The organism is Acidobacteriota bacterium (assembly GCA_020349885.1).
Taxonomy (GTDB): Bacteria; Acidobacteriota.
This window is the reverse complement of the sequence record CP070701.1, coordinates 842,223-864,201: the sequence shown is the minus strand read 5'-3', so window position 1 is coordinate 864,201 and position 21,979 is coordinate 842,223. Positions and strand designations below refer to the sequence as shown.

The window sequence follows — 21,979 nt, the reverse complement described above, 5'->3', positions numbered from 1 at the left end:
TAGACCGCACCCTACAAGCGCCGAATGGGGCGAAGAGAAAGTGTTTTTGAAAAAAGGGCGATTCTACGAAACGAAGCCACTATGTGGCGTAAATAAAGGGTTTTTAAATTGGCCCTAGGAACGAAGCCACTAAGTCGCGTGGATAAAGGATTTTTTTAAAGCTGGAAAAAGCTGCTAAGTGCGCATGAATAAAAGGTTTTCTGAAGTGATAGGAACGAACCTACGACTCTCCACCGACTGGCTACTGGCCTATGGCCCCTTGCTACTGGCCCCTGATGACTGCTCAGACCAGATCCAGCTCGCTGAAGAAGTACCGGATCTCGAAGGCGGCCGTCTCGGGGGCGTCGGAGCCGTGCGTGGCGTTTCGCTCGATGGACTCGCCGTAGTCGGCGCGGATGCTGCCTTCGGCGGCTTCCTTGGGGTCGGTCGCGCCCATGGCCTCGCGCCAGCGCGCGATGGCGTTCTCTCCCTCGAGCACCGCCACCAGGCACGGCCCGCTCGACATGAACGCCGTGAGGCTCTCGAAGAATTTTTTGTCCCGGTGCACGGCGTAGAAGCCTTCGGCCTGCTTTTTCGTGAGATGAAGAAGCTTGGCGGCGTGGATGGAAAGAGGTAGAGTCTCGATGCGCGAGACGATGCGCCCCGTCCAGCCCTTCGCCACGGCGTCGGGCTTGACGATGGCGAGCGTCCGCTCCACCCTCCGCGGGGCTGCGGAGGACGGGTCAGCGGTCATTGCGGCTTCGCTTTTTGGAATTCGCCTTGTTGGAATTGGCCCTGGGAGAATTGGCTTTAGAAGAATTGGCCTTGGGGAAATTGGCCTTCACGGCCTTCGGCGGCTTCTTGCCGTTGATGACCGCCTTGACGGCCGCGCCGATGAGAGCGGAGTTTTGAACGACCGTGACGCCGGCGCTCTCGAGCGCCTTGATTTTCGCCTTGGCCGTGCCCTTGCCTCCCGAGATGATGGCTCCCGCGTGCCCCATGCGGCGCCCCGGAGGCGCCGTGAGGCCGGCGATGAAGGCGATCACGGGCTTCGGGAATTTGCTTTTGGCGATGTACCGTGCCGCGTCCTCCTCGGCGGTGCCTCCGATTTCCCCGATGAGGACGACGGCCTCGGTCGCCTCGTCTTCCGCGAAGAGCTTGAGCGTGTCCACGAAGGTAACCCCCCCGACCGGGTCACCGCCGATGCCGAGGCAGGTGGTCTGGCCGAGGCCGAGCCGCGTGAGCTGGTCCACGGCCTCGTAGGTGAGCGTGCCGCTTCGGGACACGACGCCGATGGGGCCCGGCTTGTGCACGTGCTCGGGCATGATGCCTATCTTGCACTTGCCGGGCGAGATTATGCCCGGGCCGTTGGGGCCCACGAGGCGGACGCCGTGCGCATCGAGGTAGGAGGTGACCTGGACCATGTCGCCGGCGGGGATGCCCTCGGTGATGCAGACGAGAAAGGGAATGCCGGCTTCGGCCGCTTCGTATAGGGCGTCGGCGGCGAAGGGGGCCGGGACGAAGAGGAGCGAAACGTCCGGATTTTTCTTCTCGACGGCTTCCTGCACGGTGTTGAAGAGGGGAATGCCGTCCATCTTTTTGCCGCCCTTGCCCGGGGCGACGCCCCCCACAACCTTGGTGCCGTAGTCCTTGCAGCGGAGGGCGTGGAAAGAGCCCTCGGCGCCCATGCCCTGCACCACCACCCGGGAATTCTCGTCGACGAGTATGCTCATGCGTTCGCTCCCGCCGCCTTTGCCGCCGACGTGGCCTGCTGGTGGATCAGTTTCAGGATTTTCTGGGCTCCCTCGTCCATGGTGGAGGCGACCGTGAGGGAAAGAGGCGAGCGCGACAAAATCTTGCGCCCTTCTTCCACGTTGGTTCCCTCCAGGCGTATGACCACGGGGACGTTCACGCCGGCTTTGGCCGCCGCGGCCGCAAGCCCTTTCGCGAGCACGTCGCACCGCAGGATGCCGCCGAAGATGTTGATGAAGATGCCCTCCGTCGCGGGATCGGAAAGCAGGATGCGGAGCGCGTGCTCGATCTGGGTCTCGCTTGCGCCGCCCCCGACGTCCAGGAAATTGGCCGGCTCCCCGCCGTGGAGCTTGATGAGGTCCATCGTGGCCATGGCCAGGCCGGCGCCGTTCACCATGCATCCGACGTTGCCGCCCAATTTGATGTAATTGAGGTTGTGTTTGGAGGCCTCCACGTCGAGGGGGTTCTCCTCGCCGGGGTCGCGCAGCTCCTCGATTTCGGGATGGCGGAAAAGGCCGTTGTCGTCGAAGTTGATTTTGGCGTCGAGGGCGAAAACCTCCCCGCCTTTGGTTACGACAAGCGGATTGATTTCCACCAGCGACACGTCCTTTTCCGCGTAGAGGTCCCAGAGGGCGGAGAACACCTGGCAGAATTTCTTGGCCGTGTGGCTGTTCAGGTCGAGAAACGCGGCCAGGCGGCGCGCCTGGTATCCGCGCAGGCCGAGGAACGGGTGAATGAGTTCCGAGGCAATCAGATCCGGAGTCTTGGCCGCAACCTTTTCGATGTCTACGCCTCCCTTCGGGCTCACCATGAGCCGGGGCCGTTTGCACTGTCGGTCGAGGGTGATGGCCGCGTAGAATTCGTGCGTCACCTCCATCCGCTTTTCGACGAGCACCTTTTGAATGAGCCGCCCCTCCGGCCCGGTTTGCGGCGTGACCAGCGTGTGGCCCAGAAGCTCGCCGGCAATCTGGCGCACCTCCTTGAGGGCTTTCGCCGTCTGGATGCCTCCCCCCTTGCCGCGGCCTCCGGCATGGATTTGCGCCTTCAGCACGACGGGAAGGCCCATCTTCTCGGCGGCGTGCACGGCCTGCTCCGGTGTTTCAGCAACACGGCCCGCAGCCACGGGAACGCCGTATTCGCTAAAGAGGTCCTTAGCCTGGTATTCGTGAACCCGCATTCACTCCCTCACCGTTATCACCACAACGCTATGGTATACCATATATACAGAATCGAGTCAACGAGATCAAACCGAGACGTCCGGCGCGGCCCTCCCCCTGCTGCCGTTTCCCCTGAGGCGTCGGCCTATGGTAAAATCCATCCATGGCTTCCGCCCGCTTCCGAAGCACCGCTCTGTTTTTTGTTTTGGCGCTCGGCATGGGTGCGGCGACCCTGGCGTGCCAGGGCTCGCGCGAAGACCCGGTCTTCTACCGCATGCTGTTCAGCAGCTCCCCCGAGGAAGGCGAGGTCGTGGCCGAGATCGGCGACTTCCGGCTCCACGCCGAGCATTTCCTTATGCTCTACAACAACCTGCCGGAAGCGATGCGGCGCGCCATGACGCCGGGCGAGTTTTTGGACGCCTACGTCAACCAGAAGGTGCTCACCTTCGACGCCGTCGAGCAGGGCTTCCATAGGGATCCGGAGCTTCGCGCGCGTCTGGAGCTTGCTTGGAACGACATCATGGGCACCGGCTATTTCTCCATTCGCCAAAAGCTTGAGATTACGGAGGAGGAAATGCGCCGTTACTACGAGGAGAACCGCGAGGTGTTCCAGCGTCCGGAGCGGGTGCGCGTACGGCACATTCTGGTGACGCCGGAGCCGGAGGAGAATCTATTTAACGTGCTCCGGGACGACGCGGTGGGCGACGAAGAGGCGCGGCGAAAAATCGAGCGCCTTCGCGCGCGCCTCGAGGCCGGGGAGGATTTCGCCCAACTGGCGAGGCAATATTCCGAAGACCGAAGCGCCTCCCAGAACGGGGATCTTGGATTCATCCAGCGCGGCCAGACCGTCCCAGCCTTTGAAAGCGCGGCGTTCTCTCTGAAAACGCCCGGCGAGACGAGCGGCGTCGTCAAGTCGCGCCTCGGCTACCATCTCCTTAGGCTCCTGGACCGCGAAGAGACGGGCTCCCTCTCGTACGCCGAGGCCAAGCCCCAAATTCTCGCGGCCCTCGAGCCGCCGCGCGACCCGGCCACTCAGGGCAAGTTCATCGAAGAAACGCTCGAAAGCCTCAAGGCGCGGTACGGCGTACGCGTTTATGAAGACAGGCTGCCCCCGACCTGAAAAACGGCTCGCGCGACTCTGGGGAGCATGGGTCGCCGCGGGGCTCGGGGTCGCGTGCGCCGGGGCGGGCCCTCAGGAGGAAACGGTGCTCCAGATCGATTCGCATGCGTTTCCCGTTTCGCATTTTTCTTCCTACCTCCGGCAAAATACCTATCCCGACCCCGCGCGGCAGGGGTTTGACATGGCGGTCGTGCGGTCCTTGTTTGAAGCTTATGTGGATGAGCAGATTTTCCTTGTTGCCGCGCTGGAGGATGAAGAATTGGCCGGGCAAAACAAGAAAGATTCCGTGCTGGAAATTTCAGGGGACGAAGCCCGAACGCTGCGCACGCGTTACCTGACGGAGCGCGTGCTGCGCGACGTTTCTCCGCCGGAGGACGCCATGCGCGCCTACTACGACGGGCATGCCGAAGAGTTCATTCTGCCCGAGCGCGCGGCCGTGCGAACCATGCAGCTCGCCGACTCGGAGACTCTCCACCATGTTTCCCGGTCGCTTGCCCGGGGAGAGGCCAGCTTTGCCGAGCTTTCCCTTAACTACGCCTCTTCGCCCGCCGAAACCGAGGTGCGCGTGTATGAGCGCGGAACGCTTCCGACCCTTTTCGAAGAGGCCATCTTCGCCCTCCCGCGGGGGGAAATAAGCCGCCCCGTTGAGACCGAGCAGGGCCTTTACCTTTTTGAGATGGTGGAGCGCCTGCCGGCGCGCATGCTCAGCTTCGAGGAGGCGCGTTCCCCGATCGAGCGCATATTGCGCGAGCGCCATGCGAGCGAACGGACGGCCCACCACATCCGGCTGCTGCGGGAGCGCCACCGCGTCGAAACGTTCCCGGAGCGCCTTGACCGCTTTGTCCGCAAGGAGGGGCCGCCGGTGCCTTCCGGGAACGAACCGGTTCCATGAGACGCCTCGTCGTTTGCGGCCTTTGCGCGCTTTTTGCGTTTCAGGCGGCGGCCGCCTCCGAGGTGAAGGTCGTGGACAAGGTGCTTGCCAGCGTCAACGACCGCCCCTTGTTCCTTTCGGAGTACAAGGAGCGCTACGAGGAAACCGTGCGCCAGATCACCCGCCAGTATGACGGGGCGGCGCGCGGCGCGAAGGTCCGGGAGGCGAAAAAAAATCTTTTTCAGGCCATCTTGCGCGAGGAAATTCTTTTGGCGCGCGCGGGCGACATAGGCGTCGACGAGGAGCACGTCATCGAACAGTACAAGGAAGAGTTCAAAACCCAGAACAAGATCGAATCGGACGAAGATCTGGTGCGCAACCTGGAGCGGGAAGGCCTGACCCTTTCGGCCTTCAAGGAGCAGATTCGGCGCGCCGTGATTCCCCAGATTGTCATCCGGCGCGACGTGTCGGAGCGCATCGAGGTGACCGACGAGCAGGCGCGCGCTTACTACGAACGGCACGCCGACCTTTTCCGGCAGGAAGCCCAGGTGAAATTGGGCACGTATTTCATCGCTATGGAGAGGGAGAACGCCGAGGACACGGCTTTCGCCCTCGCCGAGCGATTGCAGGGCGGCGTCGCTCGTCCCGACCTCGTCCGCGAGTTCGGCCTCGATGCGTGGCAGGGCTACCCCGAGACGAGGCGCATGGACGACCTGCTGCCCGAGCTCGAGCGCGTCGCGTTCGCCCTGCCTCCCGGAACGGCGTCCGACCCCATTCCCACCGAGCACGGATATTACATCCTCCACGTGTTCGAGCGGTCACAGTCCGAGATGCGGCCCTTCGAGGAGGTCAAGGAGGACATCTACGAGCGGGTGCGCGGCGGGAGCTTCGACTCGGAGACCGAGGAGTACCTGAAGGAGCTCCGCGAGACGTACTTCGTCGAAGTCTATGATTCCGAGCCGGAGCGCTTCCTGGACTAGGGCGCGGCGCGACGGGCTACTTGAGCGAGGAGACGCGGACGATCTGCGGCTTGTATTTTAACTCCCGGAAATAGCGCGGCATCGCGGCCTTGGCGCGCTCCGCCTCTCTTCGGCTTTCGTACACGCCCCAGCACGCGCGGAAGCACGGGCGTCCCTTGAACGGGCTCGACACGATATAGAACGAGGAGCTTGCCTTCGATTCCTCCCACGAGCGCTTGACGGACGAGACCTCGCAGAAAATGCCGATTTGTATCGCGTAGCGCGACGAGGGAATTTTTCTCAGGTCCTCCTTCCACGTGTCGGCCGCGTCGGTGTACCTCCCCCGGCGCAGGGAGGCCCGCGCCTCCGCGTCGCGCAGGAAGGGAAGTTTTCCGGTTCCGGAGGGCGGGGTCGGCACGGGCTCCGGTTCCGGCGAAGGCTCCTTCGGCACGGGCTCCTGTCTTTCGACGGGAGCGGCCTTTTCGGGCTCGGGCGGCGTCTCCGCGGGGGGCACGGGCGCTTCCCCCTCCTGCGGTTCTTCGGAGGAGGGTGGGGCGGGAGCCGCCGCGGGCGTTTGCTCCGAGGGCTCTATGGGGCTCTCGATTTTTTCCCTGAGCACCGTCGAGAGGTCCGTCGCCTCCTCCTGCCAGAAGGCAAGCCAGGCCGGGGGGTTGATTCTAAAATAGGTGCGGAGCCCGTACGCCCCGGCCGCAACCAAAAACACCACGAGCAGGGGCATGAGAAGCTTCCGCGGCGCGCCCGAGCCTTCTTTGGCCAGCGAGGGGTCCACGTTGAACAGGGACGTGGGGCCCTTGTCCCCGAGGGACACGCTCGCGAGAGGGCTTTCCTGCGCCGCTTCGAGCGCCATGTCGGCGGGGGCTTCGGCATCCTTGGTTTTTTCCAGAACATCCGACACCGCGGGCGCGGGAGCCGCGGGCGGGGGGGCGGCCGGTTTGGCCGCGGCGGGCGGCGGGGAAGGCGCATCGAGATCGACGCGCTTGGCCGTCGGGACGTCCTCCTGGATCGTTTTCGCCTTGATGCATTCCACGAGACCGTAGGCCTTGGCGAAGAAAAGAATCTGGTATCCGCGGAATTCCCCCTCGCGGCTGAGCTGGGCGAGGTCGCGCACCGTGCGTGTGCCGTCCACGCCCGCGATCACCGTGTCGACGGCCTCGGGCACGGAGAGCTTTTCGTACGTGTCCATAAAATCCACGGTGAAGTTGTAGACCGCGTCGTGGCCCCGGAGGTCGCTCAGGATTTTTTCCCGGTCCTCGATCGAGAAAATGCCCGAGAGCAAGAGCGATTCGGTGGGGAGCTTCAGGTGGACGAGGCCTTCGGGCAGCTCTCCCTCCATCCACTCGTAGGTGCCCGACGACCACCCGAAGAGGCTCACGGCGATGTCTTCCACCTGTTTCTTGGCCGCCCAGAGCAACTCCTCCGGTGTGATGAAGCCCAGCTCGGTTAGCTGTTTGCCGAGGGTCTTGCCGCCCGTGAGCTTCGAGGTGGCGAGGTCGAGCTGCTCTTTGGTAAGTTTGCCCGCCCGGATGAGCACCTGCCCCAGGCGGTCGGCCTCCTCGTTCGAGGACGCGTACGCCACGAGGCCTTCATTGAAGTAAAGGACCTTGATGAGGGAATCGCGCTCGAGTCGAAAGGTTCCGCTCGCGCGCGCGCGCGCAAGCTGCGCGAGGTACGCTGCGAGGCTGAGCGATTCGAGAGAGCCTTCCTTGGGAAGCGCCATGGTTTCTCGTGTGAGGCGTTTCAGTATAAACGAACGCTCTCCTATGGGTCAACAGCCGGATGGCAGGCGGGAACCAAGCACTAGGGCTCAGCGAGTTGAGAGTTGAGGGGCAATCCGCAAACTGCTAACCCCCAACCCCTAAACTCTCAGCACTTACCCCTTATGACCTCTCCGCCTTCGGATAGGAGCCCAGGATTTTGAAAAATTTCGCCTCCTTGCGCACCTCTTCCATCATCTTGCCGATCTCCTTGTCCTCGACGTGCCCTTCGAAATCGACGTAGAAGTTGTACTCCCAGGGGGTGCTTCTCGTCGGGTGGGACTCGATCTTGGTCAGGTTGACGCTGTAGCGGTTGAAGATTTCCAGGATGCGGTAGAGGGAGCCGGGCTTGTGCTCCGTGGAGAAAATTATGGAGGTCTTGTCGCGGCCCGTGGACTGCGTCTCGTCCTTGGCGAGAATCAGAAACCGCGTGGCGTTGCCCTCGTGGTCCTCGATCCCTTCGAGGATGATGGGCACGTCGTAGAGCTCGGAGACCCGCTTGCTCGCGATGCAGGCGATGGGGGCTTCTCTGTTTTCGAGAATTTTCTCGGCGCTTCCCGCCGTGTCGTACGTGGGAATTGCTTCCAGGCCCCGGTCCTCCAGGAAGCGGCGGCACTGCCCGAGCGCCTGCGGGTGCGAGTACACGGTCTTGATGCGCTCGATCTCACCGAAGCCGAGCAGGCAGTGGCGAACGCGGAGATAAGTTTCCCCCACGGCGGGAAGGTCGGTAGAGAGAAGCAGGTCATAACTTTCCCCGACCGTGCCCTCGACGGAGTTTTCTACCGGCAGGATGGCGCGGTTCGCTTCCCCGTTGCTCACCGCGTCGAGAATTCTTCTAAATGTGCCGTGGGGCACGGTGGTGATGCCGCCCCCGAAGTACCGGAGCGCCGCAATCTCGCTGTAGGCGCCCGGCTCGCCCTGGAAGGCCACCCGCAGGGGCTGCAGTGCTTTCCGATCCTCTACCATTTCCTTACCGTTTCCTTATCATTTCTCGCGCCGTCCCGGATCATTTCTTTACTGCCGCGCCGCCCCGGTTCCAGGGGGGAGGGGAGGGGAGCGCTTGGAAAAAAATCTATCGTGGCGGACATGTCGTGGAGAACGCAATCGGGTGGGCCATAGCGGGAAGCCGCGCCATGCACCGATGCGGCTCGCGTTAAGGGGTCTCGGCGCCCTCGTCGCCCGCTTCTCCCTCCGCTTCGCCCGGCTCCTGCGGCTCAGAGACGGCAACTGGAGAATCCTCCGCCTCTCCCTCCGCTTCTCCCTCCTGCGGCTCGGCCCCAGGCGCCTCGACGGGCACGTCGGGGAGTTCGAGCCCGCCCGCCTCCTCCGCCTCCATAGGCTCGGCGGGGACCGGCGCGGCGCTGTCCAGGACGGTGCGCGTGCCGCCCGTGGAGAGATAGCTCAGCAAAAGGGACGTGGCGAGGAAAAGGACGGCGGCTCCCACCGTGAGCTTGGCGAAGAAGCTCGTGGTGCCGCGCGCGCCGAAGAAGGTCTGGCTGGCCCCACCGCCGAACGCGCTCAAATCCACTCCCTTGCCCGGCTGGAGCAGGACCACCAGAATCAGAAACAACGACACCAGAATGTGGAGCACGACCAGAATGGGACCCATAACAGGGGCAGTATAGGGAAGGCGGCGCGCCGAGTCAAACGCCGGAGGACGGGGGACGGTATAATGTTTTCCTGACAAAAGAAAGGAGAATTGCTATGAAAAAAGCTTTCTGGTTCGTTTTCCTCTTCCTCGCGCCGCTCGCCCTGGCCGGAACCGGGCCGCGCCTCAACATGGACGACACCCACGTCTACCTCGGCCTCGACGAGGCCGTGCGGCTTGCGCTCGAGCGCAATCCCGACCTGCGCACCGAGGCGCTCAATCCCCGGCTGAGCGAGGCCGCCGTCATGGGGGAGCGAGGCATCTTTGATTTCTACCTCGATTCGAGCGTCAACAAGTACCACGACAAGTCCCTCACCCGCTACTCCTACCTGGCGGCTGAGCCGATAATCGAGGACGAGAGGAACGCCTACGAGCTGAGCGTCAGCAAGCTCCTGGGCTTCGGGACCAAGGTGACGCTCTCGATGGCGAACGGACGCTACGCAACCAACTCGTTCGCGATCTTCGATCCGGAATACAGCGCTTCCTACACCGCGTCGCTCGTGCAGCCGCTCCTGCGGGGCTTCGGAAAGCGCTCGACCGCTAAGGGCGTCCGCGTCGCGCGCGCCAACCACGAGATTTCCGTGCTCGACTTCGAGGTGCGGGTGGCGGCGGTTCTAGAAGAAGTCATCTCGGCCTACTGGGACGCGCTGTATGCGCGGAGGAGCATGAAGGTCGCGGAAGAGGCGCTCGCGCGGGCGCGCGACCTCTACAACGAGATCGAGGCCCGCGTGAGCGTCGGGCTCCTGCCGCCCGTGGAGATGGCGCAGGCCGAGGCTGGGGTTTCGGAGCGTGAGGAGGCGATCGTCGTTTCCGAAAACGCCCTGCGCGCGGCGGAGGACCGGTTGCGGTACCTCCTGGGATTTTCCGCCGACGCCGCCCTGTGGAAGAGGGAGCTTGCCCTTACTGACGCGCTGCCCGAAGTCGGGGAATCGGGCACCTCCATGGAGGAGGCCGTCGAGGAGGCGTTCGCCCGCCGCCCCGAGTGGCGGCGCATCGAGCGCGAGATCGAAAACGGCCGGACGGAAATGCGCTACGCGCGCAACCGGAAACGCCCCGAGCTTAACGTCAATGTTTCGTACGGTGCGACGGGTCTTTCGGGAGTCGCCTGCCTTGACAGCGATGGCGACGGTCTCTGCGATATCCCGATTCGGGAGAGCAACACCGACGCCCTGAAGCAAGCCTATCATGCGTGGTATCCGAACTGGAGCGTGGGGCTCACGTTTTCCTACGCCTTCCGGAACCGGACGGCGCGGGGCGCGTTCGAGGCGGCGCGCCTGAGCCTCGAGCAGACGGAAATCGCCCGCGAGGCGCTCGAGGCGAGCATCCTGGTCGAGGTGCGCGCCGCCGCGCGCGACGTGGAGACCAACCTGAAGCGCATCGAGGCCGCCCGCGCCAACCGCGTTCTCCAGCAGCGCAAGCTCGACGTCGAGACCGAGCGCCACCAGAACGGCCTCTCGACGCTCTATCAGGTGCTCCAGTTTCAGGCCGATTTGACGGCGGCCGAGGCCGCGGAGCTCAAGGCGCTCCTCGACTACCACCGCTCCACGGTGGTTCTGGAAAAAGCCACGGGAACGCTCGCCTCGAAGCACGGCGTCGAGTTCGTGGACGCGGCGCTTTAGCGGGGGCACAGCATGCCGTGCCCTCGCCTACGAAGCGGAATCGCCTTCCCCGAACCCGTCCCCCCTTCGACGGAAACGGCGTTAGAACGTTGAAACGCGGGGGGCGCTCCTTTATGATGGTGCACGTATGAGAGATTTTCCGACCCCGAAAAAGCAGCTCGAATACCTCCGCAAGGGGGCGGAGAAAATTGTCCAGGAGGAGGAATTTCTCAAGAAGCTCGAACGCTCCCGCAAAACGGGCGAGCCGCTCACCGTCAAGGTGGGCTTCGACCCTTCGGCGCCGGACATTCACCTCGGCCACACGGTCGTCCTGCGAAAGATGAAGCATTTTCAGGACATGGGGCACCGCGTCGTCTTTCTCATCGGCGATTTCACCGGCTTGATCGGCGACCCCTCGGGACGCTCGAAGACGCGGCCCGTGCTCACGCGCGAGGAGGTGCAGCAAAACGCCGAGACCTACAAGAAGCAGGCCTTCAAGATTCTGGACCCCGAAAAGACCACCGTGGTGTTCAACTCCAGCTGGCTCGGGGGGCTGGGCTCCGAGGGATTTATCCGGCTCGCCGCGCAGTTCACCGTCGCCCGGATGCTCGAGCGCGACGATTTCCTCATGCGCTACAAGGCCGGCCAGCCCATCGGCATTCACGAGTTTCTCTACCCCCTCGCGCAGGCCTACGACAGCGTCGTCCTCCGGTGCGACGTCGAGCTCGGGGGCACTGACCAGACGTTCAACCTCCTCGTGGCCCGCGACATCATGCGCGAGCACGGCCTCGAGCCGCAGGTCGTGATGACGCTTCCCCTGCTCGAAGGCACGGACGGCGTCGAGAAAATGAGCAAGACCCTCGACAACTTCATCGGCATCGAGGAGCCTCCAAAGGAAATTTTCGGAAAAGTCATGTCCATCTCGGACGACCTGATGTGGAAATACTACACGCTCCTCACCGACGTGAGCGCACAGACAATCGACGATATGCGCGCCCGCTGCGCCGCGGGGAAACTCAACCCGCGCGACGCCAAGGCGGGCCTAGCGAAGATGCTCATAGTCTACTACCACGGCGAAGCCGCGGCGCGCGAAGCCGAGGAGGAATTCCAGCGTGTTTTTTCAAAAAGGGAGGTGCCCGAGGAGATTGAGACGCGGAGCGTGCCGCCCTTCAAGGAGACCGTTTTGCTTTCCAAGTTCCTGGCCGAGGCGGGCCTGGCCCGCTCCAACTCCGAGGCGCGCCGCCTCATGCACCAAGGCGCCGTCGAGTTGAACGGCGCGCGCGTGGACGACGTCGGCTTTCTCCTCGGCCCCGACTCGCCCCGCGAGATGCTTCTCAAAGTGGGCAAGCGGAGGTTTTTGAAAGTCCTCGTAGAAGAGAAGAAGAAAGCCCCGAAAAAACCGCCTTCCTCCCCTTCGTGACGGCCCGAAGCGCCGCCAAAGGAGGAAAAGGAGGAATTGGAGAATTTGTTGCGCTAGACGCGCCGCCGGGGAAAAGCGTCACTCCCCTTTGAGAAGAAATTTGGACGGCTTACGGCAGTCTTGAACAAGGTGGTTGAGCAGGGGGTTGTGGTACTTCATCAGCGGAGCTGCGAGCCCCGCCTTGAGGATCGCGCAGTTCAGGGAGCTCACGACGAATTCGTAGCTTGTGTCGAACGGGTAAACGATGGCCAGGGTGTTCCCGTGCTCGTCCTTTTCGGGCTCCCCGATGGACAGGAAAAGCCTCGAATGCCGATCCAGCCACTTCTTCACGAACCGTTTGGATTTTTCGAATCCCTCCTCTCCTTCCTCGGGGGCTTCGACTCCGACGAGCCGAATCCGGAGCTGGTCCACTCTTTTCTTCCTGCGGGAGGCCTTGGCCGCGTCTGGGTCGCCGAGCGGCTTGACCGGTTCTGAGCTTTCGCCCTGCATGATGATCGTGTGGCCGTTGACGACGCGCGTGAAGCCGGCATCCACTATGAGGGTCTTGAGCAGCGAAGCCGGCCTGTCTTTGGCGCGTTGCAACACGACATCCTGCTTCGTCCTTTCTTCATCCGCAACGCGAACGATGATTTCTTTCGGAACAAACCCCGGAGTCTCCACCTCGATGGTATACGTGCCGGCCTCGACGTCCGGGAAGCGGTAGTAGCCGTTCTTGCGCGTTATCTGGGGGCCGATGCGCTCCTCGCGGTCCTCCTGGCTGAGATAGATGCAGCAGGCTTCGGAAAGGGGCTTCCCTTCGATCGTGGTGACGATGCCTTCGAGCACCCCTCCATGGGCAAGCGACGCGCCGCACAGGGCGGCGAGGGCGATCCAGCCCGGGAGCGAGGCGACGCCGCGCCTTTTTCCTCTTTCCTTGAGAGCGTGAAGGAGCGTCGTCAGGATGCGCGCGCCCGTGATGCAGGGCTTCCCATGGCAGGCGTTGGGGTCCATACTTAAGCGCTCACGCCAGTCCATGACGCTCTTAGAATACCACGCCTGGCCGATGGCGTTCAATTCGCGCCTTCGGATGGTTTCTCTTCCACTAAAAAACGGCCCTCTTTGTCGAGAATCGGAGTGTCTGCCAACTCGGCCACCGTTTCGGCAGCCTTGTAGATATTACAGTACCTGTCATACGTAACTTGTTCATCCAGAGTCTTTTTCAGTTCCTCGATGCAATGTTTTATTTTATTCGCCGCTTCGAGCGGGATGGTTAGCCCCTTTCTCTGGCGTTCCATTTCCGCAACGGTCGCCAGCATGCTGGCAATATTCCTTACGGCCCCGATTTGCTCATCGAGGAGTTCCCTTTTTTCTTCGATGGAGCTTCTTATTTCGCCGGCTCGCGCCGCGGCGAGGTTCAGTCCCTTTTGTCGGCGCTTTATTTCCTGGATGGTTGCCTCGATTTCGGCAATTTCTTTTTCAACCGCCGTTTTAAATTTTCCCGCTTGGAAATAATCCTTCATGCCGACCTCCAGAACAACGGGACCCGCAACCGTTCCGCCGAGCTTCTCAGCCCCGGCTCCGCCGCCGCTTTCTCCCGCCGCGATCGAGCCTGCTCGAAACCACGCCAGGGCGGCGTTCGTTGCGGCGGCGGCCGATAAAACGTTGATGGAGGTGCCGGGCGCGGCCGTGCCCAGCAACTTCACGAGTCCGTAAACGCCCGCGGCGGGGGCCCCTCCCTCCATCCTCGACGAGACGATGGCGTTAAATATTTCCGTCGCGTTGATGGATACGATGTTCCACTCCTTCAGCTTCTCGGCTTCAATGTCGGAGCTTTTACGAACCTCTTGATTTGTCAGTCTTGCCTTCCCCAGCAGGTCCGCGGCTTTTTCCATCGATACCGTCGCCACGAGTTTCGTCTTTCCCAGGTCATCGAAGGCTTCCTCGGCGGCTTTTCCTTTCTGCTGGTACTGCTCCTGGGCGCTCTGGTATTGTGCGACGGTGCGCTCGTGTTTTCTCCTGGTCGCCTTGAATTTTTTCCATGCCCTGTACGCCAGATACAGGCCGACGATCGCGGCAACGGCAAGGGCGGCCAATACGATAATCAGCGTTCGCATTTCAACGTTCATGGCTATCGGACGACGTTAATTAGAGTATCACTTTTCCATGAAATGAAACGTAAGCCACAATAGAGGCAAACAGAGTATCATAGTCCAGGTATTTATGCATAAAATCCTGTAAAGAAACTTCATCCGGAATTACCCCACCACGTTCAATTCCCGCGTCCGGAACGCCGCGCCCATCTTCTCCGCGATTCTCTTGCAGGTCTCGACGTTCACGCGCGGGTCCGCGACCGCCGTAAGCTCCACTTTCGGCTTGCCCCGACTACGTCGGGGCAGGAGCCGCACGCATTCCTCGGCGAATTTCAAGACCTCCGCGAAGACGTCCACCCCCTTGAACTTGGGCCGGCTCACCTCTTGATACGTCCTGCTGTCGTGCGCGTCGAGACTTACCGAGACGCGGTCGATGACGCCGACCAGCTCGGGCACGACGTTTCTTCCATGGATGAGGTTCGCGTGGCCGTTCGTGGTGAGGCGGAAGCCCCGCGCGCCGCGCTTGCGGAGCTCCTTCGCCGCGGCCTTGATGACGTCGAGGCGGAGCGTCGGCTCGCCGTAGCCGCAGAAGACGATCTCGTCGTAGCGCGACGGGTCGCCCACGGCGTCGAGCACCTCCCGCACCGAGGGTTCCTTCCGGAGCCAGAGGTAGTAGCCCGAGACGCCGTCGAGGTACTCCCGCACGCAGAACGAGCACTCGTTCGTGCAGCGGCTCGTCAGGTTGAGGTAGAGCGAGTCGCGGATCGGGTAAACATAAGTGTCCTCCTCCGGGCGCGTCGAGAGGCGAAAGAGCCTTTCGAAGTTGGCGAGCGTGATGCGCGCCACGTCGCCGGGGCTCAGGGGCATGAACTGCGCGACGGCCTCGGCCGTGTGGACGACGAAGGCCGGCTCGTTGCGCTTGCCGCGCACGGGGACGGGCGCGAGGTAGGGGCAGTCGGTTTCGATGAGGAGGTTTTCGTAAGGCAGCTTCTTGACCACGTCGCGCAGGGCGGTTGAGCTCGGGAACGTGACGATGCCCGAGAGCGAGACCATCCAGCCGTTCTCGATCGCCGCGCGCGCCATGCGCCCGCTCCCCGTGAAGGAATGAAAAATTCCGCCCGGGAGCCAGCCGTCCTCCTCGTCCAGGACGCGGAGCGTGTCCTCCTCGGCCTCGCGGGAATGCACGACCAGGGGCAGCCCCGTGTCCTTGGCCAGGCGGATGTGGCTGCGAAAAACCTCGCGTTGCGTCTCGCGCGGGGAGTTGTCGTAGTGGTAGTCGAGGCCGGTCTCGCCGATGGCGAGCACCTTCGCGTTTTTCGCGAGCTCGCGCAGGCGCTCGAACGCCGTGCCGTCGGCGGTCTTCGCCTCGTGCGGGTGGATGCCGACGGCGGCGTGCATGCCGTCGTGGCGCTCGGCAAGAGCGATGACTTTCTCGGAGTCGGCGAGGTCGCTTCCCGCGTTCAGAATGCGCACGACGCCCGCCTCGCGGGCGCGCTCGAGCACTGCGTCCAAGTCCGGGGCGAACTTCTCGTCCGTCAGGTGGGCGTGGGAGTCGAGGAGTTTCATGGGGATAGGCCGTTCCCCTTAGTGTAAATCCCGTTGCGGGCAGAGGCAAGGACATGTACGGGTCCCTGATCCCGACACAGGAATGACATGTTGGGGACTTTAGCAGGGGTTTCAAACTGTCAAAATGGCGGGGCTCGGATTTTCCATAAATTCCCTTGACAAACGCTTTTTTCCGTGATAAGCTTATATCTACATTATGCAAACGGGGTGCCTTAAGAGGGCGTCCCGGCCGGCGGAAGGGAGCCGATAATTTAGCCCCTCATTTAGCCTTTTGACCCCCTTCCAAAAGCCGAAAAAGGTCCGCCAAGAGCGGGCATAAGTGTGTGTAAACAAAAGAGGAAATTGGCTTTCGCCCTATAGGGTGGAGGTAGAAAAATACATATAGAATGGCTTACTGCGGAGGGGGTCGAAAGACCTCCCAAGGCATTAAAGCAGCGGCAGGCCCTAAGCGCCCCGATGGGCGGGGCGGCTGGGGCGTGCTCATTTCCCGACCCAAGGTCGGGGACTTTACCGGTAAAGGCTCCCGAGGGCCCTCCAGGGAACTTGGGGACCAAAGACAACTAACTTACTCTACCTTTAGGAGGTAGCGAAGAAAATGAAGAAACTGTTAATCATGTCCGTGGCGGCGCTGCTCGTCGCGCCTGTCTTTGCAGGCACCGTGACGACGGTCGGCAACACGGATCTCGAAGTCTCGGGGGGTCTCCGGATCCGCTGGGATTACTACAACAACATCTACGACTTCACGGATCACAATGACGACTGGAGCAGCAACGCTGTCTGCCCTTCCATCTTCTGTGACGACGACTTCTCCTACACCCCGTGGCGCGCGAACATCGTGTTGAAGGCTCTCGTGACGCGCAACGTGGACGTCGTGGTGAACCTCCAGGACGTGGGCTGGTTCGGCATGGGTTGGGGCGAAGACGGCTACATCTTTGGCCCCGAGAATGGCATGGCTCCCATCGTCCGGCAAGACGTCACGTTCGATGACTATTGGGAAACCGCCGGCTCAGGCCTCGGCACGCAGTATGACTACTTCAGCCTGTTCGAGGCCTACATCCACATCCGGAACGCCTGGGACAGCAACTGGTCGTTCAAGCTGGGCCGCCAGACCTCGCCCCTCGGGGACGAGTTCCTGATGGGCGACGACGACTGGTACGACGGCGTCTCGTTCGACGGCCTCCGCGCGGACTGGGGAAATGACCAGGTCGACCTCGCGATCTTCTGGTACAAGGTCTACACGAGGACCATCAACGATTACTCGAACGAGGACGACGGCGACCTCCGCGGCGTCTACACGACGTGGAGAGTCACCGACCGCCAGGGCGTCGAGGGCTACCTGCTGCACGGCAACTTCAACGCGAATGCTACGACCCAGGTGGCTTCGGACTTCGACACCATGACCCTGGGCGTGCGCTGGTTCAGCAGGGAGGCCTTTGCCGGCTTCGACTGGTCGGCTGAGCTCGCGTGGCAGGACAACAGCTGGGATACCGGCTGGGGCGGACCCATGAGCAAACAGGACGGCAACGGCATCGCCTTCAACGGCGTCATCGGCTACACGTTCGACAGCGATTACGAGCCGCGCCTCGCCTTCGGCCTCACCTACATCACGGGCGACGACGCGACGGACTATTCCGCCGATGAGGACCGGGACGGCTTCTGGCGCCTCTTCGGCGACAGCCACGGCCGCTGGGGCAACGCCGACCTCCTCTACTCGTCCATCCTGAGCAATGGCTGGAACTACGACATCACGTCGCCGTTCTACACCATGCTGGGTCCGACGAACGGCGCCTCGTCGGGCGCGCTCATCCCGCAGCTCAACTTCAAGATGAAGGCGAACGACTCCATCAACTTTGGTGCGAACCTCGTGTTCTTAATGGCTTTGGAGGACGAGTTCGACATGGGCAGTTACGACTGGTGGAACGATAGCACGCAAGACTCCATCGACGTGGATTCGGATCTGGCGACCGAGCTCGACGCCTGGCTCACCTACCAGTACAGCGAGCACCTCAGCTCGGCGTTCAACCTCTCCTACATCATCGAGGGCGACCGCGTGGCCGCTGCCACCGACGCCTACTACGGCGGCTGGGAATACTGGACAGACGAAGACGCGATCGACGATAGCGAGACCGAATGGGGCGAAGACAACGCGTACCGCGCGTACGCCAGCTTGGTGGCGACCTGGTAATCGTCTAAGCCACAACGACTCTTTTTTTGTAGGGGCGCGGCCACCGCGCCCCTACGATTTTAAGGGACTCGGGAGGCGGCGCAAGCCCGCCCTTTCGGTTTTTTGTAGGGCGGCCTCTCCATCTCCAGAAGTCAAAAGCGGCCAGTAGGGGCAACCCTTGTGGTTGCCCATGATCGTCAGGGCAGGCACGGAGGACTGCCCCTACAAAAAAGCGGCACGTCCGATGGTTGAAAACCCCCTTTGGTAGAGGGGGCCGGGGGGATTACTATAAAACAAGGAATCCATTCATGGTAATCCCCCTTGTTCCCCCTTCCTCGCTCCGCCGAAGCGCCCACCTTCCAAAGTTGCTCGTCGTTGCGGAACGTCTTGGCAGAACATCATAGTGCGGAGGACAGGCTTCGCGAAGGCGAGTAGAAAAGGGGGAAAAATCAGAAGCGGCAGATGCGGCAACCCCGACTTTGGTCGGGGCAGGCCCCTACGCTCCCGCAGAAAGCGGCACATCCCTTCTTCCTTCTTATGGGAGCTTTCCGTTCCCGACGCGATGCGTCGGGACAAGCCCCGCCGCTTCGCACGGGACAGGCGTCAGGACTTCTTGCTTTTGAGGGACTTGAGCCAGGCCTCAAGCTCGCGCGCCGCGATGTCCCGGCCCCCGAGGCCGAAGGCCAGGGCCACGGCCACGGCCACGGCCCCGAGCAGCAGGCCGAAGGCGAGATTGATGATCTCGTTCGCAAGGTCCATCTGCCGCAGGGCCATGGCGCCCCCGAGCGCGATGATGGAAACCCGCGTCGCGAGGGCGAGCAGGCTGGCCTGCGTCGTCCCGCTCGCGAGCACGGCCTGCGCCGCCACGCTGGCCAGGTAGAGGCCGATGGCGAAGACAAGCAGCCCCACGAGAACCTGGCCGGCCGCGACGAGGAACTGGTAGACCAGGTCGGCCACGAGGGAGAAGCCGAGAAGCTGGAACGCCTCCACGCTCGCAAAGAGCACGACCGCCACGAGAACCAGACCCCCCGCAATCTCGGAAGGCGTCCTCTCGCCCTCGGCGGGCTCCTTGCCGAGGCCGAGCTGGCGCAGGATGGCGTTGAAGCCCAGGCCCTCCAGCAGGTTGGTGATCCACCCGGCGACCACGCGCCCGATCCAGTAGGAAACCAGGAGCAGCAGAACGGCGGCGAAGATGTTGGGAAGGGCCACCCAGATCCTGTTCAGCATGTTGGTTGCGGGCTGCGTGATGGCCGCCAGTTTCAGCTTGTCGAGGGCGGCGATGAGCACGGGGATGAGGACCAGCACGTAGAGGATGAGCCCGAGCAGGTCGGAGAGCCGGTGTTTTCCGAGCACCGCGGTCAGCCCCGCCTGTTCGCTCAGCCGGTCCGCGCCGGCGGCGGCCGTAAGGTTGGCCACAATCCGCTGCAGAATGCGCGCGATGAGCCAGCCGCCCACCAGGATCACGCCGGCGTAAAGAATGTTCGGCAGAAAGCTGAAGACTTTGTTCATCATCCCCTGCACCGGCTCCAGCAGCCCCTGCAGCCCCAGCCCGCTCAGCACACTCAGCACCCCGGGCAGAAAGAGCAGGAAAACCAGCCAGTACGCCGCGTTGCTGAGCGTCTGACTCACCGCGGCCTGTCCCTCCTCTTCGAAGCCCGCGGAGGTTGCGAGGTGCTTGTCAAGTCTCGCGGCGCTCAACACCCGCATGAGGGTGAGCCTCAGCACCGTGGCCACGACCCAGGCGAAGAGCAGCAAGGCTCCCGCGCCGATCAGCTGCGGGGCCACCTCGGAGAGCTTGGTCAAAAACCGGATGAGCGGCTCGGTGATGAGCGTGAACCCCAGCACCTGGAAAGACAAGCCCAGGAAAACGACAAGGATGAGGTAGAAAATCACCTTTGCGATCGCCTGCTCCACTTCCATCGATCTTGCCCTCACGTCGCCGAGGAACCACCGCGCCAGCCGGTTGTCGATCTCCGTGCGGCGGAGCGCCGCCCGCACGATGATGAATAAGGCCAGGGCAAAGAGCACTCCAAAGACCAGAATGCCCACGGCCTTGAAGGCGTTTAAGATTCCCGTTTCCTCGGCAATGGCGAAAAGTTCTTGCATCGCGTTACCTCCTCTGGAAGGACGTGTCCCAGTCCGTCAGATTGAAAATAGGTCTTCCGACATGTTGCATTCGCATTCTTATTTTAAGTGTTCCGGCAAGCGTAAGAGTATATACAAAGGCGGCGTCCCATAGCAAGAGAAAAAGTCAAGCTGGACAACCGGTTCTTGACTCCGCCCCGAAGATGGTCTACTTTTATTAAAGATACGCGTCGAAGCGGAGCACGGCGAAGAAAAGGCGAGAAAAAATGTCCAAAAGGGTAATCATTTTCGACACCACCCTAAGGGATGGCGAGCAGAGCCCCGGGGCCAGCTTGACGATCAACGAAAAATTGATTATCGCCAAGCAGCTCGCGAAACTGGGTGTGGATGTCATCGAAGCTGGCTTCCCCATCGCCTCGGAAGGGGATTTCGAGGCCGTTAAGCTGGTTTCCAAGAACGTAAAAGGCTCCGTTATTTGCGGCCTGGCTAGAACTATGCCGCAGGACATTGACCGGGCATGGGAAGCGCTGAAGGATGCCGAGAAAGCCCGGATCCACATGTTCATAGCCACGTCCCAGATCCACCGGGAGAAAAAGCTCCGCAAAAGCAAGGAAGAAGTGATTGAAATGGCCACCGAGTCGATAAAGCGGGCGAAGGGATACACCGGGGACGTGGAGTTCAGCCCGGAGGACGCGGCCCGGACCGACCTGGACTACATGTGCGACGTGGTGCGCGAGGCCATTGCCGCGGGGGCCACGACCATCAACATCCCGGACACGGTCGGGTACGCGCAGCCCGAGGAGTTCGGGCAAAGGATAAAGTATATTTTTAAGAAGATTCCTGAAGCCAAGGACGTGGTGATCAGCGTCCACTGCCACAACGATTTGGGACTCGCCGTTCCCAACTCCCTCGCGGCCGTCCAAAACGGCGCCCTGCAGGTGGAGTGCACGGTCAACGGCATCGGCGAGAGGGCCGGAAACTGCTCCATGGAAGAGGTCGTGATGAACCTCAAGACGCGAAAGGATTTCTTCGGGGACTTCCACTGCAACGTCAATACGAAGGAAATCTTCAAGACATCGAGACTGGTTTCGAGCCTGACGGGCATCGCGGTCCAGAGAAACAAAGCCATCGTGGGGGCCAATGCGTTCGCCCACGAGGCCGGCGTCCACCAGCACGGCGTCATATCGCACAAGCGCACGTACGAAATTATGAACCCGGAGGACATCGGCTGGGTAGGCACGAATTTGGTCCTGGGAAAACATTCGGGCAGGCATGCCGTGGAGAAAGTGGTCCGGGAGATGGGCTACGACGTCAAGGAGGAGCAGGTGGACGAGATCGCCACGAAGGTCAAGGAGCTGGCCGACAAGAAAAAAGAATTGACGAGGGACGACATCGTCGCCATCGCGAGTGACGTGGTGGGAGAGCTGAGCGAAGAGGAGACCAAAATCCAGCTGGTGGATTTCCAGATCACGACGGGAAACAAGACGAGGCCGACGGCGACCGTCGAGCTTCAGGTGAACGGCGTGAGAAAAGTCGGGCAGGGCACCGGCGTGGGGCCGGTGGACGCCGCCTCGGCCGCCATTCGAAACGTGGTGGACCCGAAAATCAAATTGAAGGAATTCAAACTGAAAGCTATTACCGGAGGCACGGACGCCCTGGCCGACGTCACGGTGCGGCTGGAAGACGAGAACGGAAACATTTTCCTGGGGGACGCCATCGACCAGGACGTGATCATGGCCTCGGTGCTGGCGCTCATCAAGGGGATGAACCGGGCGCTGAACTTCAAGGCCTCGGCGTTGAATTAAGGGGTTTTTTC

The 21,979-nt window shown here is 62.1% G+C and carries 17 protein-coding genes; 7 read left to right on the top strand and 10 right to left on the bottom strand.

The features are described from left to right. Nucleotides 1-283 precede the first annotated feature (283 nt). Genes ndk through sucC form a run of 3 tightly spaced genes read right to left on the bottom strand, consistent with a single transcriptional unit; the run spans nt 284 to nt 2,908 of the window. Complete coding sequence (ndk, locus tag JSV08_03670) at nt 284-733, bottom strand: nucleoside-diphosphate kinase (GenBank protein ID UCF81521.1); 450 nt, start codon at nt 731-733, stop codon at nt 284-286. Beyond that, a complete protein-coding gene (gene sucD, locus JSV08_03665) occupies nt 723-1,712 on the bottom strand; it encodes a succinate--CoA ligase subunit alpha (GenBank protein ID UCF81520.1) in 990 nt (329 codons plus the stop codon). The genes ndk and sucD overlap by 11 nt, the downstream gene beginning before the upstream one ends. Beyond that, nucleotides 1,709-2,908, bottom strand: coding sequence for an ADP-forming succinate--CoA ligase subunit beta (gene sucC / locus JSV08_03660; protein ID UCF81519.1), 1,200 nt, complete (start codon nt 2,906-2,908; stop codon nt 1,709-1,711). The genes sucD and sucC overlap by 4 nt, the downstream gene beginning before the upstream one ends. A 143-nt stretch (nt 2,909-3,051) precedes the next feature. Between sucC and JSV08_03655 the strand changes: the two genes are divergently transcribed. From JSV08_03655 to JSV08_03645, 3 genes are read left to right on the top strand one after another with little or no spacing between them, the layout of a single operon-like run. Continuing rightward, nucleotides 3,052-4,008: a peptidyl-prolyl cis-trans isomerase gene (locus tag JSV08_03655; protein ID UCF81518.1), complete on the top strand. Its 957-nt coding sequence runs from the start codon at nt 3,052-3,054 to the stop codon at nt 4,006-4,008. Next, nucleotides 3,983-4,900 carry a peptidyl-prolyl cis-trans isomerase gene (locus JSV08_03650; protein ID UCF81517.1) on the top strand — a complete coding sequence of 306 codons (918 nt, stop codon included), beginning with the start codon at nt 3,983-3,985 and terminating at the stop codon, nt 4,898-4,900. Before JSV08_03655 ends, JSV08_03650 begins: the two co-directional genes overlap by 26 nt. After that, complete coding sequence (locus tag JSV08_03645) at nt 4,897-5,859, top strand: peptidyl-prolyl cis-trans isomerase (protein UCF81516.1); 963 nt, start codon at nt 4,897-4,899, stop codon at nt 5,857-5,859. Before JSV08_03650 ends, JSV08_03645 begins: the two co-directional genes overlap by 4 nt. A 16-nt stretch (nt 5,860-5,875) precedes the next feature. Here JSV08_03645 and JSV08_03640 read toward each other — a convergent pair whose 3' ends face one another. The 3 genes from JSV08_03640 to secG all read right to left on the bottom strand — a co-directional run bounded on the left by JSV08_03640 (nt 5,876) and on the right by secG (nt 9,222). Further along, nucleotides 5,876-7,576 carry a DUF4388 domain-containing protein gene (locus tag JSV08_03640; protein ID UCF81515.1) on the bottom strand — a complete coding sequence of 567 codons (1,701 nt, stop codon included), beginning with the start codon at nt 7,574-7,576 and terminating at the stop codon, nt 5,876-5,878. Nucleotides 7,577-7,736: 160 nt separating this feature from the next. Next, the gene (gene pheA / locus JSV08_03635; GenBank protein UCF81514.1) at nt 7,737-8,579 is read right to left on the bottom strand and encodes a prephenate dehydratase; all 843 of its coding nucleotides are present in this window, start codon (nt 8,577-8,579) and stop codon (nt 7,737-7,739) included. Between the two features lie 187 nt (nt 8,580-8,766). Continuing rightward, on the bottom strand, nt 8,767-9,222 hold the full coding sequence (secG, locus tag JSV08_03630) for a preprotein translocase subunit SecG (protein UCF81513.1): 456 nt from the start codon (nt 9,220-9,222) through the stop codon (nt 8,767-8,769). A 95-nt stretch (nt 9,223-9,317) separates the two neighbouring features. On the opposite strand from secG, the gene JSV08_03625 reads away from it, so the two are divergent. Beyond that, complete coding sequence (locus JSV08_03625) at nt 9,318-10,880, top strand: TolC family protein (GenBank protein ID UCF81512.1); 1,563 nt, start codon at nt 9,318-9,320, stop codon at nt 10,878-10,880. Nucleotides 10,881-11,007: 127 nt separating this feature from the next. Continuing rightward, complete coding sequence (locus JSV08_03620) at nt 11,008-12,279, top strand: tyrosine--tRNA ligase (protein ID UCF81511.1); 1,272 nt, start codon at nt 11,008-11,010, stop codon at nt 12,277-12,279. 78 nt (nt 12,280-12,357) lie between these two features. Here the strand turns inward: JSV08_03620 and JSV08_03615 are convergent, their stop codons facing one another. The 3 genes from JSV08_03615 to JSV08_03605 all read right to left on the bottom strand — a co-directional run bounded on the left by JSV08_03615 (nt 12,358) and on the right by JSV08_03605 (nt 15,914). Further along, nucleotides 12,358-13,293 (bottom strand): carboxypeptidase regulatory-like domain-containing protein, encoded by a 936-nt coding sequence (locus JSV08_03615; GenBank protein UCF81510.1) that lies wholly within the window; start codon nt 13,291-13,293, stop codon nt 12,358-12,360. A gap of 35 nt (nt 13,294-13,328) precedes the next feature. After that, the gene (locus JSV08_03610) at nt 13,329-14,165 is read right to left on the bottom strand and encodes a hypothetical protein (GenBank protein UCF81509.1); all 837 of its coding nucleotides are present in this window, start codon (nt 14,163-14,165) and stop codon (nt 13,329-13,331) included. A 348-nt stretch (nt 14,166-14,513) separates the two neighbouring features. Further along, on the bottom strand, nt 14,514-15,914 hold the full coding sequence (locus tag JSV08_03605) for a YchF/TatD family DNA exonuclease (protein UCF81508.1): 1,401 nt from the start codon (nt 15,912-15,914) through the stop codon (nt 14,514-14,516). 595 nt (nt 15,915-16,509) lie between these two features. Here JSV08_03605 and JSV08_03600 point away from each other — a divergent pair. Further along, on the top strand, nt 16,510-18,099 hold the full coding sequence (locus JSV08_03600) for a hypothetical protein (GenBank protein UCF81507.1): 1,590 nt from the start codon (nt 16,510-16,512) through the stop codon (nt 18,097-18,099). 582 nt (nt 18,100-18,681) lie between these two features. On the opposite strand, the gene JSV08_03595 is transcribed toward JSV08_03600, so the two are convergent. Next, nucleotides 18,682-20,184, bottom strand: coding sequence for a mechanosensitive ion channel (locus tag JSV08_03595; protein ID UCF81506.1), 1,503 nt, complete (start codon nt 20,182-20,184; stop codon nt 18,682-18,684). Between the two features lie 245 nt (nt 20,185-20,429). On the opposite strand from JSV08_03595, the gene JSV08_03590 reads away from it, so the two are divergent. Further along, a complete protein-coding gene (locus JSV08_03590; protein UCF81505.1) occupies nt 20,430-21,968 on the top strand; it encodes a 2-isopropylmalate synthase in 1,539 nt (512 codons plus the stop codon). Nucleotides 21,969-21,979 lie beyond the last annotated feature (11 nt).